This window comes from Streptomyces sp. NPDC050485 (assembly GCF_044458185.1).
Taxonomy (GTDB): Bacteria; Actinomycetota; Actinomycetes; order Streptomycetales; family Streptomycetaceae; genus Streptomyces.
The window spans coordinates 623,712-649,666 of record NZ_JBITHR010000001.1 but is presented as its reverse complement, the minus strand read 5'-3'; the positions used below and the strand labels follow the sequence as shown (position 1 = coordinate 649,666).

At 65.2% G+C, this 25,955-nt stretch carries 32 protein-coding genes, 1 tRNA gene and 2 pseudogenes; 17 read left to right on the top strand and 18 right to left on the bottom strand.

All coding sequences use genetic code 11. The features are described from left to right. Positions 1 to 13: 13 nt before the first annotated feature. The 6 genes from ACIBK6_RS02995 to ACIBK6_RS02970 all read left to right on the top strand — a co-directional run bounded on the left by ACIBK6_RS02995 (position 14) and on the right by ACIBK6_RS02970 (position 5,757). Positions 14 to 1,144, top strand: coding sequence for a TIGR03364 family FAD-dependent oxidoreductase (locus ACIBK6_RS02995; RefSeq protein ID WP_399048462.1), 1,131 nt, complete (start codon positions 14 to 16; stop codon positions 1,142 to 1,144). A 14-nt stretch (positions 1,145 to 1,158) separates the two neighbouring features. After that, positions 1,159 to 1,854, top strand: a complete 696-nt coding sequence (locus ACIBK6_RS02990; RefSeq protein ID WP_399048210.1) for a phosphonatase-like hydrolase — start codon at positions 1,159 to 1,161, stop codon at positions 1,852 to 1,854. Then, positions 1,851 to 2,909 carry an ABC transporter ATP-binding protein gene (locus ACIBK6_RS02985; protein WP_399048208.1) on the top strand — a complete coding sequence of 353 codons (1,059 nt, stop codon included), beginning with the start codon at positions 1,851 to 1,853 and terminating at the stop codon, positions 2,907 to 2,909. The genes ACIBK6_RS02990 and ACIBK6_RS02985 overlap by 4 nt, the downstream gene beginning before the upstream one ends. Before the next feature lie 94 nt (positions 2,910 to 3,003). Continuing rightward, entirely contained in the window at positions 3,004 to 3,858 is an 855-nt protein-coding gene (locus tag ACIBK6_RS02980) for a 2-aminoethylphosphonate ABC transporter permease subunit (RefSeq protein ID WP_399048461.1), read from the top strand. Continuing rightward, positions 3,845 to 4,642, top strand: coding sequence for an ABC transporter permease (locus ACIBK6_RS02975; protein WP_399048206.1), 798 nt, complete (start codon positions 3,845 to 3,847; stop codon positions 4,640 to 4,642). The genes ACIBK6_RS02980 and ACIBK6_RS02975 overlap by 14 nt, the downstream gene beginning before the upstream one ends. A 38-nt stretch (positions 4,643 to 4,680) precedes the next feature. Continuing rightward, positions 4,681 to 5,757: a 2-aminoethylphosphonate ABC transporter substrate-binding protein gene (locus ACIBK6_RS02970; RefSeq protein WP_399048204.1), complete on the top strand. Its 1,077-nt coding sequence runs from the start codon at positions 4,681 to 4,683 to the stop codon at positions 5,755 to 5,757. A gap of 121 nt (positions 5,758 to 5,878) precedes the next feature. Here the strand turns inward: ACIBK6_RS02970 and ACIBK6_RS02965 are convergent. Further along, a pseudogene (locus ACIBK6_RS02965) lies at positions 5,879 to 6,298 on the bottom strand (HAD hydrolase-like protein); the annotation flags it as partial. Positions 6,299 to 6,326: 28 nt separating this feature from the next. On the opposite strand from ACIBK6_RS02965, the gene ACIBK6_RS02960 reads away from it, so the two are divergent. Continuing rightward, complete coding sequence (locus tag ACIBK6_RS02960) at positions 6,327 to 7,862, top strand: recombinase family protein (RefSeq protein WP_399048459.1); 1,536 nt, start codon at positions 6,327 to 6,329, stop codon at positions 7,860 to 7,862. Positions 7,863 to 8,048: 186 nt separating this feature from the next. On the opposite strand, the gene ACIBK6_RS02955 is transcribed toward ACIBK6_RS02960, so the two are convergent. From ACIBK6_RS02955 to fabG, 16 genes and pseudogenes are all read right to left on the bottom strand, one after another. Then, positions 8,049 to 8,294, bottom strand: a complete 246-nt coding sequence (locus ACIBK6_RS02955; protein ID WP_399048202.1) for a hypothetical protein — start codon at positions 8,292 to 8,294, stop codon at positions 8,049 to 8,051. Positions 8,295 to 8,302: 8 nt separating this feature from the next. Beyond that, positions 8,303 to 10,057, bottom strand: coding sequence for a DNA polymerase (locus ACIBK6_RS02950; RefSeq protein WP_399048200.1), 1,755 nt, complete (start codon positions 10,055 to 10,057; stop codon positions 8,303 to 8,305). Positions 10,058 to 10,184: 127 nt separating this feature from the next. Continuing rightward, positions 10,185 to 10,700 carry a hypothetical protein gene (locus ACIBK6_RS02945; RefSeq protein WP_399048198.1) on the bottom strand — a complete coding sequence of 172 codons (516 nt, stop codon included), beginning with the start codon at positions 10,698 to 10,700 and terminating at the stop codon, positions 10,185 to 10,187. Next, on the bottom strand, positions 10,690 to 10,911 hold the full coding sequence (locus ACIBK6_RS02940; RefSeq protein WP_399048197.1) for a hypothetical protein: 222 nt from the start codon (positions 10,909 to 10,911) through the stop codon (positions 10,690 to 10,692). The genes ACIBK6_RS02945 and ACIBK6_RS02940 overlap by 11 nt, the downstream gene beginning before the upstream one ends. Then, positions 10,908 to 11,477: a hypothetical protein gene (locus ACIBK6_RS02935; protein ID WP_399048195.1), complete on the bottom strand. Its 570-nt coding sequence runs from the start codon at positions 11,475 to 11,477 to the stop codon at positions 10,908 to 10,910. The genes ACIBK6_RS02940 and ACIBK6_RS02935 overlap by 4 nt, the downstream gene beginning before the upstream one ends. Continuing rightward, entirely contained in the window at positions 11,470 to 12,291 is an 822-nt protein-coding gene (locus ACIBK6_RS02930) for a metallophosphoesterase (protein WP_399048194.1), read from the bottom strand. Before ACIBK6_RS02930 ends, ACIBK6_RS02935 begins: the two co-directional genes overlap by 8 nt. Beyond that, positions 12,288 to 12,806: a DUF3310 domain-containing protein gene (locus ACIBK6_RS02925; protein ID WP_399048191.1), complete on the bottom strand. Its 519-nt coding sequence runs from the start codon at positions 12,804 to 12,806 to the stop codon at positions 12,288 to 12,290. Before ACIBK6_RS02925 ends, ACIBK6_RS02930 begins: the two co-directional genes overlap by 4 nt. Further along, positions 12,806 to 13,492: a topoisomerase gene (locus ACIBK6_RS02920; protein WP_399048189.1), complete on the bottom strand. Its 687-nt coding sequence runs from the start codon at positions 13,490 to 13,492 to the stop codon at positions 12,806 to 12,808. Before ACIBK6_RS02920 ends, ACIBK6_RS02925 begins: the two co-directional genes overlap by 1 nt. A 25-nt stretch (positions 13,493 to 13,517) precedes the next feature. Then, a pseudogene (locus ACIBK6_RS02915) lies at positions 13,518 to 13,727 on the bottom strand (CHC2 zinc finger domain-containing protein); the annotation flags it as partial. After that, positions 13,711 to 13,866 carry a hypothetical protein gene (locus ACIBK6_RS02910; protein WP_399048188.1) on the bottom strand — a complete coding sequence of 52 codons (156 nt, stop codon included), beginning with the start codon at positions 13,864 to 13,866 and terminating at the stop codon, positions 13,711 to 13,713. The gene ACIBK6_RS02910 and the pseudogene ACIBK6_RS02915, both read right to left, overlap by 17 nt. Beyond that, positions 13,863 to 14,285: an endonuclease domain-containing protein gene (locus ACIBK6_RS02905; RefSeq protein ID WP_399048186.1), complete on the bottom strand. Its 423-nt coding sequence runs from the start codon at positions 14,283 to 14,285 to the stop codon at positions 13,863 to 13,865. The genes ACIBK6_RS02910 and ACIBK6_RS02905 overlap by 4 nt, the downstream gene beginning before the upstream one ends. Next, a complete protein-coding gene (locus ACIBK6_RS02900; RefSeq protein ID WP_399048183.1) occupies positions 14,282 to 14,641 on the bottom strand; it encodes a hypothetical protein in 360 nt (119 codons plus the stop codon). Before ACIBK6_RS02900 ends, ACIBK6_RS02905 begins: the two co-directional genes overlap by 4 nt. Positions 14,642 to 14,702: 61 nt before the next feature. Continuing rightward, positions 14,703 to 15,497 (bottom strand): AAA family ATPase, encoded by a 795-nt coding sequence (locus ACIBK6_RS02895; protein WP_399048182.1) that lies wholly within the window; start codon positions 15,495 to 15,497, stop codon positions 14,703 to 14,705. Between the two features lie 84 nt (positions 15,498 to 15,581). After that, entirely contained in the window at positions 15,582 to 16,358 is a 777-nt protein-coding gene (locus tag ACIBK6_RS02890; RefSeq protein ID WP_399048180.1) for a RecB family exonuclease, read from the bottom strand. Further along, positions 16,355 to 16,702 (bottom strand): hypothetical protein, encoded by a 348-nt coding sequence (locus ACIBK6_RS02885; RefSeq protein ID WP_399048178.1) that lies wholly within the window; start codon positions 16,700 to 16,702, stop codon positions 16,355 to 16,357. The genes ACIBK6_RS02890 and ACIBK6_RS02885 overlap by 4 nt, the downstream gene beginning before the upstream one ends. 118 nt (positions 16,703 to 16,820) lie before the next feature. Then, a complete protein-coding gene (fabG, locus tag ACIBK6_RS02880; RefSeq protein ID WP_399048176.1) occupies positions 16,821 to 17,525 on the bottom strand; it encodes a 3-oxoacyl-ACP reductase FabG in 705 nt (234 codons plus the stop codon). A 319-nt stretch (positions 17,526 to 17,844) separates the two neighbouring features. On the opposite strand from fabG, the gene ACIBK6_RS02875 reads away from it, so the two are divergent. Beyond that, entirely contained in the window at positions 17,845 to 18,663 is an 819-nt protein-coding gene (locus ACIBK6_RS02875) for a helix-turn-helix domain-containing protein (RefSeq protein ID WP_399048174.1), read from the top strand. Between the two features lie 111 nt (positions 18,664 to 18,774). On the opposite strand, the gene ACIBK6_RS02870 is transcribed toward ACIBK6_RS02875, so the two are convergent. Next, the gene (locus tag ACIBK6_RS02870) at positions 18,775 to 19,323 is read right to left on the bottom strand and encodes a hypothetical protein (protein WP_399048172.1); all 549 of its coding nucleotides are present in this window, start codon (positions 19,321 to 19,323) and stop codon (positions 18,775 to 18,777) included. A gap of 369 nt (positions 19,324 to 19,692) precedes the next feature. Here ACIBK6_RS02870 and ACIBK6_RS02865 point away from each other — a divergent pair. The 9 genes from ACIBK6_RS02865 to ACIBK6_RS02825 all read left to right on the top strand — a co-directional run bounded on the left by ACIBK6_RS02865 (position 19,693) and on the right by ACIBK6_RS02825 (position 25,951). Then, positions 19,693 to 19,764, top strand: a tRNA-Cys gene (locus ACIBK6_RS02865). Between the two features lie 19 nt (positions 19,765 to 19,783). After that, entirely contained in the window at positions 19,784 to 20,104 is a 321-nt protein-coding gene (locus ACIBK6_RS02860; RefSeq protein WP_399048170.1) for an HNH endonuclease, read from the top strand. Positions 20,105 to 20,559: 455 nt separating this feature from the next. Further along, on the top strand, positions 20,560 to 20,757 hold the full coding sequence (locus ACIBK6_RS02855) for a hypothetical protein (RefSeq protein WP_399048168.1): 198 nt from the start codon (positions 20,560 to 20,562) through the stop codon (positions 20,755 to 20,757). 16 nt (positions 20,758 to 20,773) lie between these two features. Further along, on the top strand, positions 20,774 to 21,400 hold the full coding sequence (locus tag ACIBK6_RS02850; protein ID WP_399048166.1) for a hypothetical protein: 627 nt from the start codon (positions 20,774 to 20,776) through the stop codon (positions 21,398 to 21,400). After that, complete coding sequence (locus tag ACIBK6_RS02845) at positions 21,318 to 22,388, top strand: terminase TerL endonuclease subunit (RefSeq protein WP_399048164.1); 1,071 nt, start codon at positions 21,318 to 21,320, stop codon at positions 22,386 to 22,388. The genes ACIBK6_RS02850 and ACIBK6_RS02845 overlap by 83 nt, the downstream gene beginning before the upstream one ends. A gap of 9 nt (positions 22,389 to 22,397) precedes the next feature. Then, positions 22,398 to 23,849, top strand: coding sequence for a phage portal protein (locus ACIBK6_RS02840; RefSeq protein ID WP_399048162.1), 1,452 nt, complete (start codon positions 22,398 to 22,400; stop codon positions 23,847 to 23,849). A gap of 43 nt (positions 23,850 to 23,892) precedes the next feature. After that, positions 23,893 to 24,426, top strand: a complete 534-nt coding sequence (locus ACIBK6_RS02835; protein WP_399048160.1) for a hypothetical protein — start codon at positions 23,893 to 23,895, stop codon at positions 24,424 to 24,426. A 65-nt stretch (positions 24,427 to 24,491) separates the two neighbouring features. Next, the gene (locus ACIBK6_RS02830; protein WP_399048158.1) at positions 24,492 to 25,598 is read left to right on the top strand and encodes a hypothetical protein; all 1,107 of its coding nucleotides are present in this window, start codon (positions 24,492 to 24,494) and stop codon (positions 25,596 to 25,598) included. Between the two features lie 14 nt (positions 25,599 to 25,612). After that, positions 25,613 to 25,951 carry a hypothetical protein gene (locus tag ACIBK6_RS02825; RefSeq protein ID WP_399048156.1) on the top strand — a complete coding sequence of 113 codons (339 nt, stop codon included), beginning with the start codon at positions 25,613 to 25,615 and terminating at the stop codon, positions 25,949 to 25,951. The last annotated feature ends 4 nt before the right edge of the window (positions 25,952 to 25,955 follow it).

Genomic DNA, 25,955 nt, shown 5'->3' with positions numbered 1-25,955 from the left:
GAGCGTGGCCGCAGTGAGAGTCATCGTCGTTGGAGCCGGCGTGGTGGGAACCATGCACGCCTGGCACGCAGTGGAACGCGGCCACGAGGTCGTACAGATCGAGCGCGAGAGCGAGGCGCGCGGGGCCTCGCTCCGCAATTTCGGCCAGATATGGGTCAGCGGCCGGGCCGGCGGCGAGGAGCTGGACACCGCGCTGCGGGCCCGCGAACTGTGGGAGGGCATCGGCGAGCGGATCCCCGGGATCGGCTTCCGGCCCAACGGCTCGCTCACCCCCGTCCGGGGTGAGCTCGAACTCGCCGTCGCCGAGGCCGCGTTGGCCCGCGAGGACGCCGCCGCCCGCGGCTACAAGCTCATCGGCGCCGACGAGGCCCGCGCCCTCAACCCCGCCCTGCGCGGCGACTTCGAGGCCGCCCTGTGGTGCGAACGCGATGCCGCCGTCGAGCCCCGTACCGCCCAACTCGCCCTCAAGACCGAGCTGTTGAAGTCGGGCCGGTACACCTTCCTTGGCGGCCGGGAAGTCCGCGAGGTCATCGAAGGCGCACACGGCAGTGCGGTCCGCGACGATCACGGCGACGTGCACAGCGGCGACGCCGTGGTCCTGTGTACGGGAGCGTGGCTCGGCGGGCTCGTCCGCGAGCTCGTGCCCGATCTGCCGGTGCGCCGCGTACGCCTCCAGATGATGCAGACCGCGCCGCTCGGCGAGCCGCTCACCACCTCCGTAGCCGACGCCGACAGCTTCCGCTACTACCCGGCGTACGCGGGCGAAGCCCTCGACGCGCTCAGCGCCGGGCAGCCGCAGGACCCGACCGCCGCCGCGCACAAGATGCAGCTCCTCATGGTGCAGCGCGCGGACGGCGGGCTGACCATCGGCGACACCCACGAGTACGAGCACCCCTTCGCCTTCGACGTCCTGGAGGAGCCGTACGAACACCTCGTCCGGGTTGTCGAATCCTTCCTCGGCCGGCCGCTCCCCAAGATCCAGCGCCGCTGGGCCGGGGTGTACGCGCAGTGCACCGACACCTCGCGCGTCGTGCACCGCCAGCAGGTGCGGGACGGGGTGTGGCTGGTGACCGGACCGGGCGGCCGCGGTATGACCTGCTCCCCGGCCATCGCCGAGCGGACCGCGAACGAGCTGGGCTGGTAAGGGAGTTGACCACAATGAACGCGTACAACCTGGTGGTACTCGACATGGCGGGCACCACCGTCGCCGACGGCGGGCTCGTGGAGCGGGCCTTCGCGAGCGCGGCCGGACGCCTCGGCGTCGATCCCGGCTCCGCCGAGCACGCCACCATGCTCGACTACGTCCGCGCCACCATGGGCGAGTCCAAGATCTCCGTCTTCCGTCACCTCTTCGGCGACGAGACGAAGGCGCAGGCCGCCAACGCGGCCTTCGAGGAGGCGTACGGCGAGCTGGTCGACGGCGGGCTCATCGCCCCGATCCCCGGCGCCCGCACGGCAGTCGAGCGACTCCAGTCAGAAGGCCGAACCGTCGTCCTGACCACCGGCTTCGCCCGCGTCACCCAGGACGCGATCCTCGGCGCCCTCGGCTGGCGGGACCTCGTCGCACTCACCCTGTGCCCGGCCGACGCGGGGGGCCGCGGCCGCCCCTACCCCGACATGGTGCTCAGCGCCTTCCTGCGCACGGGGGCCGTCGACGGGGTGCGGGACATCGCGGTGGCCGGCGACACCTCGTACGACATGCTCAGCGGCGTACGCTCCGGCGCGGGCATCGTCGCGGGCGTGCTGACCGGCGCCCACGACAAGGAGGCGCTTGCCGGGGCGGGCGCCACCCACGTACTCGGCTCGATCGCCGAACTCCCGGACCTGATAGCGGAGTTGGAGGCCGTACGGTGACAGGCCGCAGCGGGATCCGCTTCGACGGCGTCACCGTCGCCTACCACGGCAACACCGTCCTCGACTCGCTCGACCTCACCGTCGAACCCGGCGAGGTCATGGCGCTGCTCGGCCCCTCCGGATCCGGCAAGACCACCGCGCTGCGCGCCGTCGCCGGGTTCGTCCAGCCGGTCCGGGGCCGGGTGTTCATCGGCGACCGCGACATGACGGGGCTGCCGCCGTACCGGCGCGGCATCGGCATGGTCGTCCAGCAGTACGCGCTCTTCCCGCACATGCGGGTCGAGGACAACGTCGCGTTCGGCCTGAAGGCCCAGAAGGTCCCCAAGGGGCAGATCCCCGGCCGGGTCGCCGAGGCCCTCGCCATGACCGGCATGGACAGCTACGCCAAGCGCTATCCGCGCGAGCTCTCCGGCGGTCAGCAGCAGCGCGTCGCCATCGCCCGCGCGCTCGCCATCCGCCCCGGCGTGCTCCTCCTCGACGAGCCGCTCTCCGCGCTCGACGCGCAGCTCCGCTCCGGCATGCTCGCCGAACTCGCCCGGCTGCACCGGGAGTTGCCGGACGTCTCCATCCTGTACGTCACCCACGACCAGGTCGAGGCGCTCACCCTGGCGGACCGCATCGCCGTCATGGACCAGGCCCGCCTCCAGGACTGCGGGACCCCCGAGGACCTGTACCGGCGGCCGCGTACGGAATTCACCGCGTCGTTCGTCGGCAACGCGAACCTCCTGCCGGTGCGGGTGGGGTCGGGGTCGGTGCTGTTCGGGGACACCGAGCTCTCGGTCGCCACCGACGAGGCCGCCTGGGGGGCGATGGCCACGCTGTGCGTGCGGCCGCACCTGGTCGGGCTGGGCGCGGGGCCCAACGCGCTGCGGGGGCGGATCGCGGAGGTGCAGTGGCGGGGGTCCACGCATCGGCTGTACGTCGATGTGGCGGGGCATCGCGTCAAGGCGGATCTGCGCGAGCTGCGGGTCGCTCCGGCGCTGGGTGACGAGGTCACCCTGCATTTCGCGCCGGGGGATGCGGTGCTGCTGGGTGCGGGGGTGGCCGGTGGCTAGCTCGGGGCGGCCGGAACTGGCCGGTGACCCGGCACTGGGGGCTGTGCCCACCCTCCCCCAAGGCCTTGAGGGCCAGGGAGGGACCCCCAACGCCCTGCGGGACGATTGCCCACAGCTGGGGCGGGGACGTCAAGTGCCCACCCTGCTCTGGGCGTTGCCTCCAGTCCTCGTACTCGCCGCAGTCTTCCTCTACCCCCTCGTCCTCGTCGTACAGCAGTCCCTCTCTCCGGACTCCGGGGGGACCTCCCTCCAGCCGTACGCGGACGTGTTCGCCTCGGCTGCGTTCCGGGACGCTCTCTGGACCACCGTCTGGCTGGCGGTCGGGGCGACCGTGGGATGTCTGGTGCTGGGCTTCGTGCTCGCGCTCGTCATCGCGTTCGTGCCGTTCCCGGGCGGGAAGGCCGTCGCGAAGTTCATCGACGTGTTCCTGTCCTTCCCGTCCTTCCTGATCACGCTCGCCCTGCTGTTCATCTACGGCACGGTCGGCATGGCCAACGGGCTGTGGACGGACGCGACCGGGGCACACAGCGGGCCCTTCCAGTTCCTGACCACGCCGTGGGGCGTGCTGCTCGCGGAGATCACGTACTTCACGCCCTTCGTGATGCGCCCGCTGCTCGCCGCGTTCTCCCAACTGGACACCGCCCAGCTGGAAGTGGCGTCCTCGCTCGGCGCGCGGCCGGCCAGGATCGTACGGCGGGTGATCCTGCCCGAGGCGCTGCCCGCGCTGGCCGCCGGCGGCTCGCTCGTCCTGGTGATGTGCCTGAACGAGTTCGGGATCGTGCTGTTCACCGGGGCCAAGGGGGTCACCACGCTGCCGATGCTCGTCTACAGCAAGGCGATCCTGGAGTCCGACTACCCGGCCGCCTGTGTCGTCGCCGTCGTCAACATCGCTATTTCCGTTGGCCTTTACGGCCTCTACCGGGTGGTGAGCCGTCGTGTTGGTGCATAGCCGGGGCGGCCGCTGGGCCACCTGGACCGTCTTCTTCGCCCTGTTCCTGCCGGTCTTCGCGCTGCCGCTGCTTGTCATCCTGGCCGCGTCGTTCGCGACCAGCTGGTCGGGCGCCTTCCCCTCCGGGTTCACCACCGGCCACTACGGCGCGGCGACCACCGGAGACTCCCTCCAGGCACTCACCACCAGCCTGGTGACCGCCCTCACGGCGAGCGCCCTCGCGCTGACGGTGGGATCGTGGGCCGCGCTGGCGGCAGCCGCCCTGAAGCGGGGCGGCAGGCGGTTCATGGACGCGCTGTTCGTGCTGCCGGTCGCGGTGCCGTCGGTGGTCGTCGGCCTCGCGGTCCTCGTCGCGTTCTCCAAGCCGCCGGTGCTGCTCAACGGGACGCGCTGGATCGTGATCCTGGCGCACACCGTTCTTGTCATGGCGTTCGCCTACCAGTCGGTTTCGGCCGCCATCCTGCGTCTCGACCCGATGTACGAACAGGCCGCGGCCTCGCTGGGCGCCTCGCCCTCGTACGTCCTGTGGCGGGTGAAGCTGCCGCTCCTGCTGCCGTCCCTGACCGCGGCCGCCGGGCTCTGCTTCGCCCTGTCCATGGGCGAGTTGAGCGCCACGATGATGCTCTACCCGCCCGACTGGACGCCGCTGCCGGTGCAGATCTTCGCGGCCACCGACCGCGGCTCCCTGTTCACCGGCGCCGCCGTCGCCGTGGTGCTCATGGGCACGACGCTGCTCGTCCTGCTCGCCGTCTCCCGTATCCGTACCAAAGCCTCCTTTCGCTGACCCGTCGCTGACCAGGAACTTCAGGAGTTCGAAACGCCATGCACAGAAACAGCGCCAAGGCACTCAAGCCGATCGCCGCCGTCACCGGCAGCCTCGTACTCGCCGCCACCCTCTCCGCGTGCGGCGGCGGCTCCTCCGCCGACTCGGGCGCGAAGACCGTCACCGTGTACAGCGCCGACGGCCTCAAGGGCGAGAAGGGCGACGGCTGGTACGACCAGGTCTTCAAGGACTTCGAGGCGAAGACCGGCATCAAGGTCAAGTACGTCGAGGGCGGCTCCGGCGAGATGGTGCAGCGCGCCACCCGCGAGAAGTCCAACACCCAGGCCGACCTCCTGGTCACCCTGCCGCCGTTCATCCAGCAGGCCGAGAGCAAGGGGCTGCTCCAGAAGTACGTTCCGGCCGGCGCGGACAAGGTCGACGGCGGTGACAAGTCGCCCGACGGCAATTGGACTTCGGTCGTCAACAACTACTTCGGGTTCATCTACAACAAGAAGGACCTGAAGGAGGCCCCCAAGAACTGGGAGGACCTGCTCGACGCCAAGTACAAGAACAAGATCCAGTACTCCACGCCGGGCGTCGCGGGCGACGGCACCGCGGTCGTCATCAAGGCCATACACGACTTCGGCGGCAAGGAAGCCGCGATGGAGTACCTGCACAAGCTCCAGGCCAACAACGTCGGCCCGTCCGCCTCCACCGGCAAGCTGGCGCCCAAGGTCGACAAGGGCGAACTCCTCGCCGCCAACGGCGATGTGCAGATGAACTACGCCCAGTCCAAGTCCATGCCCAACCTCGGCATCTGGTTCCCCGGCACCGCGAGCGGCACCAAGCCCTCCTCCTTCGGGCTGCCGTACGCGGCCGGCCTGGTCAGTAACGCGCCGCACAGCGCGAACGGCAAGAAGCTCCTCGACTACATGCTGAGCGAACAGGCGCAGAAGCAGGTCAGCGAGATCGGCGGCGGCTTCTCGGCGCGTACCGACATCAAGGCCACCGACGCCAACGCGGTCGCGCTCGGCAAACTGACGCAGGGCATCGACATCTTCCAGCCGGACTGGATGGACATCGCCAAGAACCTGCCGACGTACGTCGACGCCTGGAAGACGGCCACCGGCAGCTGACGGCGGCGGCCGGGGCCCGCCGGACACGCTCTGGGCTGGGACGTCGGACGTGCGCATTTCCCCGGAGGGGTCGCTCTGGCCGCCTGAGCAGTCCGCTCGCAGCGGCCAGAGCGCGCGCCGATCAGATGTAGTCGACCAGGTCCGCGATGGATTCCTTGACGTGGGTCGGCCGGTACGGGTAGCGGCCGACGTCCCCTTCAGCCGTCAGCCCGGTGAGCACCAAATAGGTCTGCATCCCGGCCTCCAGTCCGGCAAGGATGTCGGTGTCCATCCGGTCCCCGATCATGGCGCTCGACTCGGAGTGCGCTCCGATCGTGTTGAGCGCGGTCCGCATCATCAGAGGATTCGGCTTCCCGACGAAGTACGGCTTCTTGCCGGTAGCCGCAGTGATCAGTGCTGCGACAGCCCCCGTAGCAGGAATCGCACCCTCGGCCGACGGGCCCGTCTCATCAGGGTTGGTGGCGATGAAGCGGGCGCCATCGTTGATCAGCCGCACCGCCTTGGTCATCGCCTCGAACGAGTAGGTCCGAGTCTCACCCCGTACACATAAATGATACTGTGAGGTGATCATGAAGGCGGCAACGCTCGCAGGGGTGGACATGCTTGACGTGGGTGGGTACACGCGGATCTCTGACATCGGTCAGCTCGGAGACGGGAGGGACGGGCGAGAGGGGGTCGTCCGTCAGCGCGAGGACGTGTACGACCTGGCCAAGGGAAGTCGCTGCAACGTCCACCGCATCTATGAAGACAACGACACGTCCGCCTACAAGCGCCGGGTTAAGCGCAAGGCGTTCGAGGACATGATCATTGACCTTCAGACGGGAACCATCAGTGGAATTCTCGCCTACAACATCGACCGGATTGCACGCCAGCCGCGTGACCTTGAGCGCCTGATCGATATCTACGAGCAGGCCCGTCGGCCGATGGTTTTTGGCACCACTGCCGGTGACTACGACCTGACGACTGCCGATGGGCGGTTCCAGGCTCGTATTTACGTAACCATCGCCAACAAGTTCTCTGCCGATGCCGCTCGCCGCGTTGCCCGACAGAAGTTTGCTGAGGCCCAGGACGGTAGGCCGCACAAGGGACAGCGCGCATTCGGATGGAAAGACCTGGAACACGTTGATCCCGTGGAAGCGGAGATCATTCGGAAGGCTCGCCGGGACATCCTGAACGGGAAGCGGATATCCACTCTCCACCGCGAGTGGGCTGAGGCAGGCGTGCGGGCTCCTCAGACGCCTGAAGGCAAGACGATCAGCTACACCAGCGTGAAGTATGTCCTTCGCAATCCCCGACTGTGCGGCTACCGGGCCTACATCCCGCAGGAACACCGTGAACGCTCCGGCCGCCTTGACCCGGTTGAGTACCTGGTCGAGAGGACCGATGGCACTCCCATCGTCGGCAAGTGGGAGACGATCTTTTCGCCAGAGGAGTGGCGGGAGCTGGTAGACGAACTGGACGCGCGCAAGAACACCGGCGCCGGTCGCCAGGTCGGGTCAACGGTCACGAAGCGTCTGCTGACGAACATCGCCCGCTGCGGGGAGTGCGGCTCGGGCCTCAACTCGGCCATGTACCAGCGCGGTACCAAGAGCTACGAGAAGTACGGCTACTACTACGTGTGCAAGCCCGCCAACGGCGGCTGCGGGAAGCTCTCCCGTAGCGGTCCCCCCGTTGAGGACTACGTAGAGAAGATACTTCTGGGCCACCTCAAGAAGCAGGCCCACGACGTGACCCCCACCGAGGTGGAGGACCCGGAGCTGACCCAGGCGAAGGAGAAGCTGAAGCAGATCGACGCCGACAAAGCCGAGGCACGCGCACTGCGCGCTCAGGATCGCTTGTCTCTCGCCGAGTTCGCCCGCGAAATCAGTCGCCTTGAGGGCAAGGAAGCCGAGCTGAAGGAGAAGGTGTCCACCCTGGCCGTCTCCCCCATCCGGGCAAGCTCGGCCGCCGCCAGGATCATCCGCGAGTGGAAGTCGTACACCGTGGACATGAAGCGTGCCGAGATCAGGCGGAGCATCGAGGCCGTAGTGATCAGCAAGGCTGGCAAGGGCGGCGCCCAGCGGGGAGTCTTCCGTCCAGAACTCATCGAGATCGTCTGGAAGTAGCCACCGCACACAACAAAACCGCCCCGGCCAAACGGCCGGGGCGGTTTTACTATGCACGGGAGATACCGAAGCGCTTCAGCATGGCGTTGACCCACTCGTCACTACGCGTGGGCGAGCGCTCTATCTCCCACTCGATCCGCTCCTCAAGCGTCATCACCTCGTGGCACGTGTCTGAAGCCTTGGCGCTCACTCATCACCGTCCGGGTCGTCGCTGACGACGGCGACATACGGGTGCATCTCCTTGGCCCAGTAGTCGGTGGCCATCTCCTGGGCCAGGATGTGGGGGACGCCAGCCGCTATCGCCTCCGTGTAGACGACACCGGTGATCCGGGCCAGGCCGACAACAGCGGCCCCCCGCTTCTCGATCAGAGCCTGGTTCATCTCCGTCTCGATGCCGGAGATCAGCTCGTCGAACCCATCAGCGTTGGTCAATTCATTCCTTAGTGCTTGCTTGCTTCGAGGTCGAGGACACTGCCCCAGCTCCGTTCGCCGATCTCGGCGTCAACGGGGACGAGGAGGCCCTTGACCGTCATTTCCATGATTCGGGCCGTCTTCTCGGCCAACTCCGCCGCCCGCTCTCTGGGGAAGGAGAAGACGATCTCGTCGTGGATGGGGAGGCGTACGTACTCGGTGTATCCGGCCCGGTCGAGTTCGATGAGGGCTCGGGCCGTGATGTCACGACTGGTGGACTGGATGAAGTAGTTGAGCGCCGCGTACACGCGGTCGCGGTCCACGGGAAGGCGCCGGCCCGTCCCGGTGTAGATGAAGCCGGTGCGCCGCGCTTCGCGCTGAAGGCGGTCGGCCAGGCGCTTGACTCCGGGGTAGGTCTCCCAGAACGCCTTGACGGCCTTCTTGGCTTCGGGCTCCGCTACGCCGTACTGCTCGACAATCGCCTTCCAGCCGCCGCCGAAACAGACGGTGAAGTTGGTGCCCTTACCGGCCTTACGGTCAACGCCTGCGGCGTCGGCGGTGATCTGGTGGAGGTCCAGGCCGCGGTGGAACGCGTCGAGCATCGTCGGGTCGCCGCTGAACGCGGCGAGGACGCGCAGCTCCATGTTTCCGTAGTCGCTGCTGACGGTGACGTGTCCCGGCTCCGCAAGGAAGCAGTGCCGTACGTACGAGTCGCCGGCCGGAAGCGTCTGCGCCGGTACGGCGCCCGAGATGGTCATACGAGCCGTCCTGGCCTGGCAACTGTGAATGGCCGCGTGCACCCGACCTTCGGCGTCCTGGCCCTTGAGGGCCCGGTCGAACCAGGTGGCCTTCCACTTCTTCGCCTTCTTGGCCTGGATGATGGCCTCGGTCAGCGGGATGCCGATCGAGGTCAGCACCTCGTCATCGACGCATACGTTTCCCTTCTTGGTCTTCTTCGTGAGCGTGATGCCGCGCTCCTGGAGAGCGGCGATGATCTGCGCGTTCGCGTTGACGTTGCCGACGCCTTCGCGTCGGACGACCTCTTCCCATGTCGCCTGCTGGCGGGCCAGCTCGGCGGCCTTGGCCTCCGCGTACTGGCGGTCAAGGAGATACCCGGTCCGCTCGATCTTGGCCGTGATGTGCGCGAGCCGGTGTTCCCAGGAGACGAGCCCCCTCTTCCAACTGCGAACCGGCACCTTCGGCTTGAGGATCTTGTACAGGCGGAACGCAAGGATCGGGTCCATGCCCGCGTAGAGCAGGTAGCCGTGATGGTCGATAGGGACGATCGGCCAGACCTCGTCCTTCTTGACCTTCAACTCCTTGGCGATGGCCGCCATGGATCCCTTCACCTCGGCAGCGATGACCTCGCATATGTAATGCCGGGTCAGCTCTTCGAGCTTGAGGCCAGGCCCGCTCTCCTTGACAGCCCGAGGGTCGACAAGGTGGGCGAACAGCTTGGTGTCCCAGCTCCTGGGAGCCAGCTCCTCCATGGGGATGCCGAGGCACTGCTGTGCCACGTGCAAGTCGTAGGTGCCGTTGTGGGCGATGAGCCGGTGCGCCGTCCTGAGCGCCCAGCGCGCTGCGTCCCGGAACGCCCGGCCTTTCTCGACCGGGACGACGAACGCCTCCTGGTCGTTGCCGAACTGCCAAAGGCGGGCCCGGAAAGTGCCGAAGCTGGCGTTCCACCAGTCCAGGCCGGTTGTCTCGCTGTCGTGGGCTAGGAGCTGCTGGTTGGCCAGTACGAACGATTGGAAGTCGAGAAGGTCGTCTTCGGTCTCGACCACGTGGATGCGGACCGGCTGGCCCTTGATCGGGTAGTCAATGACCCGGATGTGAGTCCTCCTTGCCCATGGGGGCCGGCCTGCCGACCGACCCCCATCGCACATCAACTTTCTGGGCAGAGTTGATTCATTACTTCGCCCGGAAGGAGCCGTCCTTCTGCCGCCAGAGGGGCGGGCACTGCTCGGACTTATCGAGGCCCCGGCCGCCACAGAAGTAGGCGGCCCAGCTCCCGCCGTCCTTGAAGTTCCGCTGACCGTGGTCACAGGTGTAGTCGCTGCTGTTCGTGTTGGAGGCGACGACCTTGCCGTTCTCGAACCGCTTGGGTGCGGCGCCGGCCCCGCCCTTGTACTGCTCTCGGGTGTACTGGGCGAACTTGGCGTTGTACTCGATCAGCCCCTTCTCCTTCATGGCGGTCAGCAGCTCGACGCCGCGGGTTGCGGTCTCGATAGCGGTGTGGCCGTAGACAGCCGGGGTCAGCCACTCAGCGCCGTAATCCGGGCCTGCCTTCACCGTGAGGCCGATCTTGAAGGGTGCGGACGTGGTGGGGACGGGAGCGTTCATGGGCTTCTCCTTGGGGTTGTCGGTTTCCGTGGGGGTGGGTTCGTCCCAGGGGGACTTGTCGGCGAACGGGTCGTCATACGTCACGGCGGGTTCCCTTCGCGGCTGGGGCGTGGGTGAGCATGCCCAGCAGACTGGTGAGGTCGAGCGGGTGGAGGTTGAGTTCGGTGAGGTCGCCGTCGGCGTCTCGGTAGCCGATGTAGGTGGGAGTGTCGGCCGTGTCGTCGTAGGTGACCTCCAGCCGGACGAATGCCCCGGCGGCGAGGTCTCGCCTGTACGTTTTTGTCGTTTCGATCACGCGGCGTTCCTTCGGGTGCGCAGGGTGCGGTTCATCTGCTGGGCGAGGGCGACTGCGGCTCGTGTGAGAGCTTGGCGGTCAGCCTGGTCGGGGACGGGGAGGCCGTAGACATGGCGTCGCATGAGGAGCTGCTGATACCGCTCAGGCAGCTTCTTCATGGAGGCCGCAGCGTCGATGCGTGCCGAGACGACGTTGTCGGTGACGCGGGCCTGTAGAAGGTCGTCCTTCTTGCCGACCATCTGACTCAGCTCGTCGTCGGTGTAGAGGAAGGTCCTCAGAGCAGCCTTGGCCTCGTCGGGGGTGTAGTAGTACGCGTCGTCCAGAAGGTCGCGGTAGTTGCGCTCCTTGCTGGCGTACTGGGTGCCGGCCTTCTGGAAGATCTTCCAGAGGAAGTCTTCGTTGGCGTAATGGGCCTCAATGGTCGGCCGGTGCTCGTAGGCGTGAAGCAGGATCTCCTGCTTCACGTCGTCCTGTTCAACGATGCTCCACTTCTGCGCGATGCTGTACGCCACCCGCTCCGCCAGTGCCGAGAGGTAGGCCCAGTCAAGGACAACCGGTTCAGGCAACCTTCGCTCCCTTGGACGGGCTGACGAATCGGCCTCGGTCGTTGCGCTGGATGGCCCCGTATCGGACGCCGTCCGCCACGAACGAGCCATCGCGCTCGACGTACACGGGTACAGGCACCGCGGAGTACTTGCCGACAAGCAGCCGTCCCCAGCCCTTCTGCCAGTTCGCCACGCCTTGGGACAGGTACTCGGCCTTGGACTCGTCCATCAGGTGTCCGACCTCGAAGCCGAAGAGCGTGCGGCGGTGCCGCCCAACGCCCACCGTCTCGGGCGAGACCGCGTTCTTATGGGTGTGTCCCATGACGACGGACCGGTCCAGCTTCTTCACCTTCGACGCCGCTGTCCTGCCCGGGATCTGGTTCAGCCCCCGTAGCTCGTGGCCGTGCATGGCGACCCACCCAGGCGCGACTTCGGCGAACGGTGGCAAGACCTCAATGTCCAGCCCGTCAAAGCCCAGGAGCACATCAATGTCGAAGGCTCGGCTGGCGGCGAGGGCCGGCGCGTACTTGAGCAGGTAGTCACGGGGGCGGGAGTCGTGGTTTCCGATGACGAACTTGATCGGTCCGCTGTATCCCTCGCGCAGCTCAGCCAGGAGGGCCTTGCCACCTTCAGACTCCCGGAAGACATCGTTCTCGAACTCGGCTCGGGTGCCCTTGGACCAGCGGCTTGGGGCCGCGTAGTTCATGAAGTCGCCGATGATCAGCACCTCGGCGGGCTGCCGCTCTCCGATGTAGCCCCAAAGGTTCCGCACCGCTCGCGCGTCGTGAAGCGGGTACTGCACATCCGAGATGATGGCTATTTCCTTGACGCTCATGCAGCCTCCTCTCGGCGCTTGATCTCGATGTCGATGTAGGTCTTGGCCTTCTCCAAGTCCTCGATCGCGCGGCCCTTCAAGTCAGCTCGCCACAGGTACTTGATCGCGTTTCCGATGGGGAAGTTGAGGTGCTTGGTGATCTCGATGCACTCGATTCCGCTTGGGTGACTGGTGTAGTGGAGTGGGTGCTCGACGGCGGACTCCGTTGAGTTCGCCGGAATTGACGGGGTGAATGCGGCCTTCATGACTTCCTGTGCCTTGTAGGTGTCGACGCCGAGGGTCAGGCCCTTTGTCTCGTTGAGGAGGCGCCGGCCGGGATTGGACTCCACGGCAGGCATCAGCTCGTCGTCTGTGAAGCAGAGCGCGGCGCCGTTGCGAAGCTGCACGTCGTTCGGGTACGGCTGGCCCTCGTGGACGGCTTGAACGACCCCGCGTTTGTCCTCGTAGAGCCAGCTCGCCACCTGTCCAGATACGGCGACAACGATCACTTCGTCACCGACGTTGAAACGCGCCATCAGAGGCCCAGCCTTTCTCGGAACTCCGCGGGACCGAACTCGTGAATGAACCTGGCTGCGTCGTAGCCGTCGCCCAGGTCAACGGCCTTGGCGTTGGGCAAGCGCTCGCAGACCTTGGCGGAGAAGCGGCGGCCGGCGTCGTCTCCGTCACCAAGAACGAAGACGATTTCGAAGCCCGCGAACGCCGGGTCAAAGTGCTCCCGCCAGCTCGACACACCCGGGGTGCCCACGGCGGGCACGTCGGCGCCTTCGACCGCAGCGCCGTCCAACTCCCCCTCGTTCAAGGCGATGTATGGCTTGCTGGTGAGTAGGGCCGCCGTGTTGAAGAGGCGAGGCGGATGGCCGGGCAGCCCCATGTACTTGCCGTGGCCCTCGTGCTTCTCCCGATGTGGCGGCAGATATGAACCGTCCGGTGCCCTCACGCACGAATCAGCGATGCAGCGGAAGCGGATTGTGGCCACGGCGTGGATGCCCCCGGCGGGGCGCCAGTACGGGATGGCCAGGCGACCACGGTGAAGTTCATGCCCTACGGCTGGCTCCGAAACGTAGCCGAGGCGGAGCTTCGCTACGCTGCCGAGGCCGCGGTGCGCCATGTACCGTTCCGCCGGACTGCCCTGATAGTTCGTCGCGTAGCGCTTGGCCGCCGTGACCAAATCGGCTTTCTGCGAGTCGTGCAGCTTCGACAAACCCCGCCTTCTCCTGTCGCATGATGATGTCGATCGAGTCCAAGGAGAGGTCACAGGCGAAGCAATGGACCTTGTTCTTGGAGTAGTTGATGCTTGCGGAGGGCGTCCGCTCGGCGTGGAAGGGGCATAGGCATCTGCTCCAGGCGGCGACGCGCGTCGGGCGCTGCGGGGGCTGCCACTCCGGGAAGTAGTGGGCAAGGACCGTGGCGATGGGTGGCCTAGCAGCCTTCTGCATGCTCACCTTTGCCTCGCGATTCAACTTTTTGGGTATGTACTGGGAATTCGTACTTGCGATAGGCCGCCTCCATGAAGGCTTTGTTGCCGCGCCACTCGCGGTACGTGGCGATGGGCTTGCCATAGCTCTTCGATGTCACTTGTCCTTGCCTTGGTAGAAGCGCCGCCCTATGAGGCGTAGTGCGGGCGGGTCATCGAGGTACTGAGCCGCCGCACGAAGCACGGCTGGCCGGTCTCTGGCTGCTGTCAGGAGTCGGCCGTTACACATGCGGCACAGCAGCCCTCGAACGAGTTGGGTTTTGTGGCAGTGGTCGACGGAGAGTCGCTGTCGCCGGGTTCCGCCGCAGATGGCGCAGCAGCCACCCTGAAGGCGGAACAGGAGGTCGTACTCTCCGGGCCCCAGGCCGTACGTGGAGCGAACACGGGCCTCATGATTGGCGGTGCTCCGGGCGGCCCTCTTGCACGTCCCGCAGACTCTGCCGCGCGGCGTGAAGTACCTCTCGGCCCGGTTCTTTTCGCAGCGCGCGCAGCGCCGGAAGCCCTTGCGGGGGCCCGTCACGCGGCCTTCCGGAGAGTGCGCTCAAGGCGCATGAGCCGTCCGGTCTGGTCACAATCCGCCGCGTAGGCGCACAGCGTGTCGGCGGCCATGACCTTGACGAGCTGGCGCCCGCCTCGCCCGCGTCGGGTGACGACGGTCTGCAACTGGCCTCGGCCGCGGAGTTCATGGGCGAGCTGGCGGACGCTGCCGATGGTGACCGTGTCGCCGAGTTCGACCAGCAGGGCCACCGGTTCGGTGAGCTTGGCGCGTTCGTCTGCGTCAAGGGGGAAGCGCTCGGCGAGGTTGCCGGACAGGTCCATGGAGATGCTGAAGCCCTTGGGGCGTCGGCCATGCTGGTGGCTGCTGGTGGTGATCACTGCTTCCCTTTCACGTAGAACCCGATGCACGCCCATCGCACATCAACTTTGTGGTACCGCTTCAGAAGGCTGCACCGACGGCGACGTCCTCCAGCCGCATGTTGCTCGTGTTGAAGCTGAAGGAGGCGTAGGTCTCGCCACTGCTGTCTTCGAAGCCTTCGCGGTTCTTGACGGGGCTGATGTGCAAGGTGCGGCCGTCCATGCCGTCGATCTCCTTGTGAATGGTCAGGATGAGGGCCGGCACTCTGCTGATCTTGCCCTTGAGGCCAGACTGCGGGATCGGCTTGAGCCCATCCGCGTAGTCGCCGATGACGTGGTGCATGGCCATGACGTGTGCGTGCGTTTCGCGGGCGAGTTCGTTGAGGTAGTCGCAGAGCCCTTCCAAAGAGAAGGTGAACTCGTCGGCGTTGGAGGTGCCGCCAGCATCAATATTGGTGATGTTATCCACGACGACGAGGTGCGGGTAGACGTTGAAGACCTCCCAGTACGCCTCAAGGTGCAGCTCTATCTCGGCCGGCGTGGGCCTTGCGGAGTAGTTGAATCGCTGCCACCAGCGCTCTGCCAGCACGTCGTTGTAGTCCTCGAAGTCATCAGCGTGCAGTTTGGCCTTGATGCCCTTGGCGTCATCGCCCGTAAGGATGGCCGTAGCCCTGGAGAGCTGCGTTGCGGCCGTCGAGTCCGCCGAGAAGTAGAGGGTCGGCACGTTGCTTCGGACGGCCAGATTGAGGGCGGCCACAGATTTTCCCGTTCCGCCAGCGGCAGCGACAACAGACAGCTCTCCCCTGCGGAAGTCCGCCCCGAGTTCGGTCAGCCCCTTGAAAGGAGACCTGATCGGCTCACCGGCTGCACCCTTCATGCGTACGGACTGACTCAGTGAATACACCCGAACCCCTCTTTCCTTCTGTCTTTAACACTAGGCAAATTCGCCTCGCGCATCAACTTATTTCTTAAATGAACAGGCGTGCGCTACGTCACAAAAGCGGCAGGAGAAGCTGGGGTTGGCGGGAAAATCGCCCCGCTTCACGCCAGCGTCCATGGCGGCGTATCGCTCACCAACGGCCGCCTCCGTGACCTTGTCCAGCGCCACGGGCCTCGACAGGCGGCCGGTCTTCGCGAGGTACCAGTCCGCCTTGTTGACGTCCACGCCGTAGACCTTGCGTACGGCGACCCCGTAGGTCTCAAGCTGGAACTTGCTCTTCATGGAGCCGGTCTTCCAGTCCCTCGGGCGCACCGTGCCGTCTGCGTCCTGCACAAGCTGGTCGATGAAGCCCCGGACTCGGACGCCGCCCAGCTCCACCATGAAGTACAGCTCCACAGCGGGCGCGCCTTCGGGGGTGCGGTAGGTCTCAGTGGGGTTGTCGGCCGCCCATTCCACATACCGGCCCGTCTGCTGCTGTCCGAGCACGTACCGCCTCTCGATATCCTCTCCGCCGCTGCCGTTGGCAGAGAGCCAGAGGTCGGTGTTCGGCTCCTTGTCGAGGCTCTTGTTCACCAGGGCGCTGTATCGCTCGGAGAAGAGGGTCACCGCCTCGTCTACACCCATGGCCCGGCCGGACAGCTCGAAGGCTTCGGCGGCACTGTGGAAGGCGGTCCCGTGATGACTCCACGCTGCCGGCCTCGGCGTCACCTTCTCGACGCGCTGGAGGTAAAAGCGGTGGGCGCACTTCTCGTACTGCTCGGTCTGGGACACCGAGCGTGGCTGGGTCTCGATGCTCAACGGGCAACCTCCGCGTGGATGACGTACAGGGTGGACTTGGTACTGCTGGGGAAAAACATGTTGGGGTGGGGCATGTGGACGATCTCGATTGCGGCGTCCCGCCAGTACTTGATGCCTTCCTCCTGGAAGGTGGCGTCGACGTCCTTCTCACAGTCGTCTGTGGCTTGATCACTCACGACGAGGTGGTAGTACGTGATCCCCATTGCGGCGATCTTGCACACCATGGCGCCGACACTGACGAGCAGGTGACTGGGCGCATGCGTGATCGGCGCACGTTCAATCGCCATCACGAGACTCTGGACCAGGTGCGGCTTGGCAGAGGCCAGGGCGCAGGACAAAGCCACGCGGGGGTTCTCCTTCTCGCATGACTCGGGGGCACAGCTTGCAGCGCCTCCCCGAGGCGGTCTCACATCAACAAGTCCGGCGCCGCGCCCGGCGCACCCAGGCGCCGGGCGCTGGCTCTCAGTGGCCCATGGCGGCGCCGCCGTCGACCGGCACCACGGCACCCGTGATGTAGGCGGCAGCGTCAGATGCCAGGAAGTGGACCGCCGCGGCGATCTCCTCCGGCTGACCGAGCCTGCGAAGTGGGATCTGCTCAACCATGGCGGCCTGACGCTCCGCAGGCAGGGCCGCAGCCATCGCGGTGTTGGTCAGTCCGGGCGCCACGACGTTGCACGTAATGTTCCGCGAACCCAGTTCGCGGGCCAGCGAGCGCGTGAATCCGACGAGCCCGGCCTTGGACGCCGCGTAGTTGCTCTGGCCAGCCTCGCCCCGCAGAGCGACGGCGGAGGAGATGGCGATGATCCGGCCGGCGCGGCGGCGCAGCATCCCCCGGCTCGCGCGCTTCGCGACACGGAAGGCGCCCAGCAGGTTGGCATCGAGGACTGTCATGAAGTCCGCCTCCGACATGCGCATAAGGAGCTGGTCGCGGGTCATACCCGCGTTGGCCACCAGGACCTCGACGGCTCCCTGCTCGGCCTCGACCGCTTCAAAGGCCGCGTTCACCTGGTCAGGGTCGGTCACGTCGCAACGCACAGCGAAAAGGCCCTCGGGCGCCTCGCCGGAGCGGTAGGTGACGGCGACCTTGTCGCCCGATGCCTGGAAAGCTCGCGCTATCGCCAGACCAATCCCTCGGTTCCCTCCGGTGATGAAGACGGATCGACTCACTTGTATTCCCCATTCTCTTGCAGCTCTCCGGGGCGGTCGGCCCGAGAGCACGTGTGCAGCGAGGGAGTTCGGTGAGCGGTTCCCCCGCCACGCCCAACTATGAACCTTTTGCGATCTCTTAGGTCGGAACTGACCAGTTCCTGAACCGATGGGTTCCTAGTACCGCAAGTAGCCCTATGCGAGCTACGGCCGAGATCACTACTGAATGTGGCATAGCACACAAGATCGCCAGGAACGATCCAGTTGCCCAGGGCATCTTGATTTAAGGTAAAAACCAGGCAAGAAGCCTGTAATCATCGCTACAAGAACGAGTTGCCCCATGCACCAGTCCAATGAACTCTCCCGCCTGCTGCGTTCCTGGCGTCAGCGCCTAAACCGCGACGAGGTGCCGGGACTGTCCGTTCGATACGGCCGCCGCCGCAGGAACGGCCTGACCCAGGAAGAGGTGGCTGATCTCGTCGGCGTTAGCGTCCGCTGGTACAACAAGCTGGAGACGGGCAAAGACGAGGCTTACAGCGACGACTTCCTCGACCGCGTATCGCGCGTTCTGCTCCTGGACGACGACGAGCGGCACGCCCTCTACGTCTACGCGGTCCACCGCGAGCCCGAACCGAGGCCCCGCCCCGACACCAGCAGCATCGACCCCTACCTGGCGGACTACGTGCGGCAGCACGAGATGCCGGCCTACATCTCAGACCTCGCCTGGGACCTGCGCATCTACAACAACGAGGCGCTTCGACAGTTCCCATGGATGGCATACGGGCTCAACATCATGCTCTGGGTACTCACCTACCCAGAGGCCCGCATGCAGCTCATCGATTGGGAGAACGCCTGGGCGAAGCCCATGGCGGCCCAGCTCCGCATGGCCGCGACCCAGAACAAGGGCCATCAGCGGCTCATCGAGGTCGTCAAGGAGATCCGGGAGCGCGACGAAGACGCTCGCCGTATCTACGACAACGATGTGACGTCGTACAAGCACCCCGACGGCTCTCACCGGCGCCTCTACCTGCCGCACCACCACGACCGGGAGTTCGAGGTCGTCTGGCTCGGCTTTGCACCGTTGCGCGACCCGAGCATGCGCTTCATCGTCTCCGTCCCCGCCGACAAGCAGCACACGGTCATGCCGCCCGCCGCATAAGGACTGGCGCATACCGCAGACCCCTACAGAGGAAGGCCGCCGCTCATTGCGGCGGCCTTCTCTCGTTACCGGCGGGGCAAGCAGGGCGGGAGGCTCGCTCAGCCCGCCTGGCTACTCTGCCGACTCGTCCGGGGGGAACTCCATGGCCTTCTGAAGCTCGCCTCCAGGCAGTTCCTTGCCTGCCGGCCAGCGGATGATCCTGCGCCCGTCTGAGGGCTCTCGGGGAACGTACAGCCAGCCGTCTTCCGTCTCCGGGGCGTAGTCGATGACGGTGTTGTCACGGAGCAGACGGCCGATCAGCCAGTCGGCCTCGCGCTGCTGGGTCTGGCTTACCGTGTCGCCGAGCTGAACGCGCATGTAGACCTTGAGGTTCTTCAGCACGTAGGCGTTGTGATGGCTGGGGCCACTCCGGGATGTCTTCACATCCCAGATGGACTTCACCAGCTCATTGACGCGGACAGCGGTCGGCTTCTTCCTCAGCCCCATGTTCACGAATCGCTTGTTGACGGCCTGGACGGTTACTCCGTACTGCTCGGCGAGGAGAGCGTCGGACACGCCGAGGTGGAACATCTTCGCGAGTTCGGCGTCAGAGGGCAGCTTGGTCACGGACAGCGACCTTTCGAGCACGGGCTTCGACACGCCTTCATCGGAAGGGGTCATCGCAGGGACGCTGAGACCGTACCAAGATTACGCGTCGCACATCAACTTTTGAGCCCAGAGTCAACCTCGGCGCAAACGAGCGTGACATGGATCTCACTTTGCCTTCCTGTCGGCCGTATCGGCCTGAGTAACACCTACATACATAGTGAGACCGAGTGAAACGAGGTCGAACAGAGTCCTCCTTGGAGATCCTGAATGAATTAACTGTTGAGAACTTTCTTCCTGTTGATCTCCCAGATGAATCTTTCTCTTGGTAGAGATCCAGGAAGATCACGGCCCCGGCTGCCAGACAAGAAACCAGCCGGGGCCTTCATTCGGTTCGCTGCGGTTGATCCCCGCAGCGAGTGAAGGCGCGGTCGCTCCGCGCTGGAGTCGCAGTGTCCGGCGTGCACTCCGCCCCGCAAGGGCGGAAGAGCGGGTTCAAATCCCGTCGACTCACCACTCACGGAGGGAGGCCACGATGCCCCGAGCCAAGTCGATATGCATGTCGGTGGGCTGCACCTCCGTGACCATTCGTTCAGGGCGCTGCGAGAGCCACGCCCCTCCCAAGAGGACCTGGAAGACCTCGGCGCGGAACCTCAAGCGGCCTGGCGACTTCCACAAGCGCAGGTCCCTGGTTCTGGCCCGAGACCGCTTCACGTGCCAACGCTGCGGCTCGCGGACCGAATTGGAAGTTGACCACTTGATCCCGATCGCCAGGGGTGGCACCTGGGACTTGTCGAACCTGTGGGTCCTGTGCAGGGACTGCCACAGACACAAGACCTACTACGAGGACCGGTAGGCCCCCAACCCAATCATTCATTCACTCCCCACGGAGGCTTCCAGTGCCCTTGTGCGATGGCCTGTGCGTTGACTGCCAGTGCCCCTTCCCGCCGAACAAGGCCGCCCGCCGGCCTTCGAAGGCCGCGGAGAAGCGCCAGTGGGTACAGGACGCCCTCTTCGAGCTGTCGGAACTGGGCGAGCTGTACGGGGTCGACCCCCACAGCCTTCGGAGTGTGCCCTGATGCCATCTCGACGCGGGCCGGCCCCCAACCCCAACGCCCGACGCCGCAACACCGATCACGCCCTGGGCGAGCACGGTCTATCCCTCAGCTCTGGCGAGGGTCGAGCCCTGCCGAAGTCCCTCGGCGTCGAAACCGGCGGGGCCAAACGCTTCTGGAAGACCTGGGCAGCAGCCCCCAGACCGAACACTGGCTTGAGACCGACTGGGCCGAACTGGAGCTGACCACCCGGCTCGTGGACGCCTTCTATCAGGGCAACGTGCGACTGGCCGGCGAGATCCGGCAACGAGTCGGACGATGGGGCGCCACCACCGAGGACCGAGCCCGACTTCGCATGAACTTCGACCAGCAAGCAGAGCAGGAAGCCGCGCAAGTCACCCAGGAAGCCGCCACAGACCTGGATGAGGAGCTGTTCAAGATGCTCTCCGAGTGAGAAAGGGGGTGGCGGGATGCCCCTCACCGGGAACATGCCCTCAGGCGTCCCGCACCCCAGCCGGAGCCTTGGCTACGGCATCATCCGCTGGGCCCAGCAGTACATCGTGCAGCCCGACGGTGAACACGCCGGGCAGCCTTGGAAGTTCAGCCCCGAGCAGCTTCGCTTTGTGCTCTGGATGTACGCAATTGATGACAATGGCCGCTGGCTGTACCGGACCGCTGCACTGCGCCGTGCAAAGGGATGGGGGAAAACGCCCCTACTCGCCGCCCTGGCCATCGTGGAGTTCATCGGGCCCGCTCGCTTCAGCCATTTTGATGAGCACGGGATGCCGGTCGGGAAGCGCGTCCCGTTGCCCCTCGTCCAAATCGCCGCGACTTCACTCGACCAGACCGCCAACACCCGCGACATGATCCGCGGAATGCTCGCCGAGAGCCCGGCCGAGACGGAATACAACCTCGACATCGGCAAGGGCCTCATCCAGTTCAAGGACGGCCGGCCTGGTCGCATCGAGCCCGTGACGTCTTCCTCACGCGGACTTGAGGGGGCGAGGCCCACCTTTGCCCGGCCCCGGCAGGAAGGTTTCTGCCGGGGCCGACGCATGCCGATTTGTAGTTTGCGACGAGGTACACCACTGGATTGAGAGCAATCAGGGTGTCTACGTATGGGAAACCCTGGACCGAAACGTCCAGAAGACGGCCGGCGCGGGATCACGCCTGATCGAGACCACCAACGCTTTCAATCCCAACGAAGGCTCCATTGCCCAGCGGACCTACGAGGCCGCAATGGAGTTCGGAGCCAAGAGGATTCTGTACGACTGCCGCGAGGCGGTCAGGGATATTGACCTCAAGGACGAGGAAGCCGTCCGGGCCGGCGTCACCGACGCCTACGGGGATTCCCATTGGGTTGACGTAGACGGAATCATCGATGCGGTAATGGACCCCCGCACCTCTGCGGCCATCGCCTACCGCTTCTATTTGAACAACATCCAGGAAAACGCGGACGGCTGGCTGATCAAATCTGAATGGGATGCCTGCCTAGATAAGAATGACCCCATTCAGCCTGGCGACCAGATATCCATCGGATTCGATGGGAGTCTCCGCGGCGATGCCACATCAATCGTGGGTTGCCGACTTCGAGACGGGAAACTTTTCCTGATTGGCCTGTGGGAAAACCCCCGCGATCCTCGGCAACCTGATTGGGAAGTGGATGTCCTCGCCGTCGAAGCAGCGGTGAAGAAGGCATTCGAAACCTATCGCGTTGAATGGATGTTCTGCGATCCGCCTTACTTCCAAGAGGCCATCGGGCGATGGTCCATCACCTATGGCGATGACCATGTATTCGAGTACTGGACCAATAAGCCCATGCGCATGTGTGAGGCCACTGAGCGCCTTCACTCCGCTGTCGCAGTCGGCGATGTAAAGCACGACGGAAATCCGGATCTGACCCGGCACATGCTGAACGCCGTTACACGCGAAGTGCCACAGGGCCTCTTGATCACCAAAGATTCCCCCCGTTCCAAAAAGAAGATCGACGCGGCCGTCAGCGCCATTCTCGCTTTTGAAGGCCGGGCCGACGCAATCGCCGACGGACGACTCAATCCGCGAAGGGGGCGCGTGGTCGGCTTTTAGCGAGGTTCCATGATTGTTCCCCCCAACGGATACGCCGCGGCTGGCCCCCCGGAATCCCCAACTGACTGGCTCGCCTATCTGTACGGGAAGCTGACAGACCAGTTGCCGGACATGTTCCGCTATGCCGAATACTATGAAGGCGAGCACCAGCGGCTCGCCTTTTCCCAGGCCCGTTTCAAAGCCGAATTCCGCGAGGTCTTCGAGAGCTGGCGCGACAACTTTTGCGGCCTGATCATCGACAGCGCGACCGAGCGCATGACGGTGGACGCCTTCCGAATACCCGAATCTCCCGGCACCGACAAGGACGCCTGGGAGTTCTGGCAGCGCAGCAGCATGGATGTGCTCTCCAACGCCGTCCACCTGGATGCGATGGTGCAGGGCCGGGCCTACGTCCTGGTCTGGGCCGACAAGGACGGCGAACCGTCCATCCTCCCCGTCTCCGCCGAGAACATGGTCGTCCAGTACAAGCCCGGCAGCAGGACCGAGCTGGAAGCCGCAGCGCGTTTCTTCATGGACGACTGGGGCCGGCAGTGGGTCACCCTGTGGACCGAGGAATACGTCTATGAGACCAAGCGCGGCGAGGCCGAATGGGAAAACGGCGTCAAGCGCCCGAACCCTCTGGGCGTTGTCCCGGTCGTCCCGTTTCATAACCGCTCCCGACTGTCCGGCGCCCCGTACTCGGACCTCGCGAACGTCATCCCGATTCAGGACGCAATCAATAAGACTGTCTCGGACGCGCTGACCGCATCGGAATTTGCGGCTTTCCCTCAGCGGTATGTGACGGGCCTGGAGATCGTAGAAGACGATCAGGGCAACCCAGTCGAGCCTTTCAAGGTTGCGGTGGACAAGCTCCTCCAGGCCGAGGACCCCCAGGCGAAGTTCGGGCAATTCGAAGCCGCCAGTCTCAGCAACTATTGCGATCTGGTCGGCCTCCTACTCCAGCACATGAGTTCCATATCCCGGACCCCGCCCCACTATTTCCTTGTAAACGGAGGAGCGGCACCCTCTGGCGAGTCCATCATCAGTGCAGAGGCTGGCCTCGTCGCAAAGGTCCGGGAACGCATGCTTCATTTTGGCGAGGCATGGGAAAAGGTAATCCGCCTCTGCTTCGCGGTGAAGCGAGACGAGCGAGCCAAAGCATTCGCCATGGAAACTGTGTGGCGCGATCCGGAGTACAGGACCGAGGCGCAACATATTGACGCCCTACTCAAGCTGAAGCAGCTCAACGTCCCTGAAGAGCAATTGTGGAGCGATGCGGGTTACACCCCGTCCCAGATCAGCGCCTTCCGTGAAATGCGGAAGGACGATGCCCGAGCCGCGGCAGAGGTACAGAAGCTCGGCCCCCAGCAACAGGAGCCGGGAGGGACTGCGCCGAGCGAACCAAAAGCAGCTCAAATGGCGCAGAAGTCTCCGCAAGGCAATTCAGGCAACGTGAATCGCAAGCTCAGTGAGAAAAAATAGTCGACTCGCCGGAATGGCGTGTCCATCCGAAATGGATTAGTGCATGGACGAGACGCAGAACAACCCTGTCGCCAGCCCTGCCCCCGAGGTCGAGGCGCCTCAGCCGCCCGAGACTCCGGCCGACGCCGGACCCACTGATGAGCTGGAGAAGTGGAAGCGCCTGTCCCGTGAGAACGAGAAGCGCTGGAAGCAGGCCAGCAAGGAGCTGGAGGGCATCCGTCACGCACAGATGACCGATCAGGAGAAGGCCATCGAGTCGGCGAAGGCGGAAGCCCGGAAGGTGGCACTGGCGGAAGTGGGGACCTCGCTGGCTGAGGCCGAGATCCGAGCCCAGGCAGCCGCGGCCGGCGTCTCCGTGCCGACCGACTATCTGGACCTCTCTCGCTTCGTGGCCGAGGACGGCCGCGCCGACCGAGAACGGGTCACCGAGCTGATCGCCTCACTCCCGAAGCCTGAGGCGCAGCCGGAGTTCCCTCAGCTCATGGGGACGGGCTACCACCGGGCCGGCGGCAATGACATTTCCTCCATGGACCCGAACGAGCTGGCTGACTTCATCGCTGGCGGGTCCTTCATCTAGCCCGAGATTCCTCGAACGCCCTCCCCTCCAGGAGGGCTTTTTTATGCCCTTTTGGAGGCACGCCTATGGCGCTTACCACGCATCATTTCAATCTTGACCCTAAGCAGGTCACCGTTGCTGCTCTCGGCCTCCTGGACCGTCAGCTCACCCTGGGCGGCATTCCGGCCCGGTATTCAGAGCTGAAGTTCACCGGCGGCCTCGGTGACGTGATCAATGTGAACCGCGAGAGTCGGGGCATCCCGGTGCAGGCGGCCGGCATCTCTGAGCCGATCTGGAACCCGGTGAAGGGCGACAAGAACAAGTTCGCCGCCGCTTCGGACCGCCCGCTGCCGACCAACGATCGGTTGGCGCCGGTCGGCTTCATCAACGAGAGCCGGTTCCCCGTCCAGCTCACCACCCTCGCTCAGAACGCCACCACGCTGTCGATGGAACAGGTGGCATTCGACCTCAAGCAGTTCGGCACCCAGGTGTTGACCAAGCTGACCAGGGGTTTCGCCGAGTACTTCGATGACACCACCGCGACCTTCATCAAGGCCAACATCACGCGATCCGGTCTGAGCGCCGCGCAGAAGAAGGTCATCGGCGGCGATGTCGAGGTGACCATCCCGGCACCGGACGGGACAGGCGAGAACATGAAGGCCCGCGCGCTCGGCCTGCGTACCGCGCTCGTGGATGCCCGCATGGCGATGAACGTCGCCAACGTGCCGGCGTCCGAGCGGTACCTGATCGCCGGTCCCGAGGTCGAGGCCATCCTTCTGAAGGACCCTGAGTTCGTCGCGGTCGACTACTCCGGCGACACCAACGCCCTGCGGCGGGCTGTCGTGGGCCGGATCTACGGCTTCGACATCGTGATTCACAACTCGTTCGGCCTGGAGATGTACCTCTTCCACAAGAGCGCAATGCTCCTGGTCAGTGCTTGCCCGGCGATCCCGATGGGCGCCGTGCAGGGCAGCGTCCAGAACATCAACGGCATCGCCACCCGCATGCTGATCGACTACGACTACGCCAAGAAGGCCGACACGATCGGCCTGGACACCATGTACGGCCTGTCCACGGTCCGAGAGGACCCGGACTACTCGGTGCGTGGTGTCGGCATCGGCGAATCGTTCGTGCGCGGCCTGAAGGTGTCGATCACCGAGAAGACGAAGACGCCCGCGCCCTCGGGCTCCTGACCTAGGAGCCCGACATGCCCGTATCCGTTGCTGACATCGAGGTCAGGATCGGGCGGAGGTTCGAGGAAGCGGAGAAGCCGCGAGTCGAGGCATTCATTGAGGATGCTTCGGCCCTCATCCGCGACTACTGCGGTAGCCGGTACTCCCCTGACGCACCCGGCATTCGAGCCGTGCTGTGCTCGGAGGTCATCCGGTGGCTGGCGGTCCAGCCCGGCATCGTGTCGGAGCGCGTGGGTGACGTAGAGGTCCAGTTCGGCCCCACCTCGTCCGCCCAGCAGCTTTCCCCGGCAGCCAGGACCGCGCTGAAGCGGTACCGACGCCCCCTCTCCTACATCCGCTTGGAAAGGGGGTAGGAGC

Coding starts and splice junctions, on each gene's coding strand:
- ACIBK6_RS02840 (WP_399048162.1), top strand. CDS start 22,398: ATGATTGTTCCCCCCAACGGATACGCCGCGGCTGGCCCCCCGGAATCC.
- ACIBK6_RS02875 (WP_399048174.1), top strand. CDS start 17,845: ATGCACCAGTCCAATGAACTCTCCCGCCTGCTGCGTTCCTGGCGTCAG.
- ACIBK6_RS02990 (WP_399048210.1), top strand. CDS start 1,159: ATGAACGCGTACAACCTGGTGGTACTCGACATGGCGGGCACCACCGTC.
- ACIBK6_RS02835 (WP_399048160.1), top strand. CDS start 23,893: ATGGACGAGACGCAGAACAACCCTGTCGCCAGCCCTGCCCCCGAGGTC.
- ACIBK6_RS02870 (WP_399048172.1), bottom strand. CDS start 19,323: ATGACCCCTTCCGATGAAGGCGTGTCGAAGCCCGTGCTCGAAAGGTCG.
- ACIBK6_RS02850 (WP_399048166.1), top strand. CDS start 20,774: ATGCCCCTCACCGGGAACATGCCCTCAGGCGTCCCGCACCCCAGCCGG.
- ACIBK6_RS02970 (WP_399048204.1), top strand. CDS start 4,681: ATGCACAGAAACAGCGCCAAGGCACTCAAGCCGATCGCCGCCGTCACC.
- ACIBK6_RS02930 (WP_399048194.1), bottom strand. CDS start 12,291: ATGAGCGTCAAGGAAATAGCCATCATCTCGGATGTGCAGTACCCGCTT.
- ACIBK6_RS02825 (WP_399048156.1), top strand. CDS start 25,613: ATGCCCGTATCCGTTGCTGACATCGAGGTCAGGATCGGGCGGAGGTTC.
- ACIBK6_RS02830 (WP_399048158.1), top strand. CDS start 24,492: ATGGCGCTTACCACGCATCATTTCAATCTTGACCCTAAGCAGGTCACC.
- ACIBK6_RS02960 (WP_399048459.1), top strand. CDS start 6,327: ATGAAGGCGGCAACGCTCGCAGGGGTGGACATGCTTGACGTGGGTGGG.
- ACIBK6_RS02895 (WP_399048182.1), bottom strand. CDS start 15,497: ATGAAGGGTGCAGCCGGTGAGCCGATCAGGTCTCCTTTCAAGGGGCTG.
- ACIBK6_RS02925 (WP_399048191.1), bottom strand. CDS start 12,806: ATGGCGCGTTTCAACGTCGGTGACGAAGTGATCGTTGTCGCCGTATCT.
- ACIBK6_RS02860 (WP_399048170.1), top strand. CDS start 19,784: ATGCCCCGAGCCAAGTCGATATGCATGTCGGTGGGCTGCACCTCCGTG.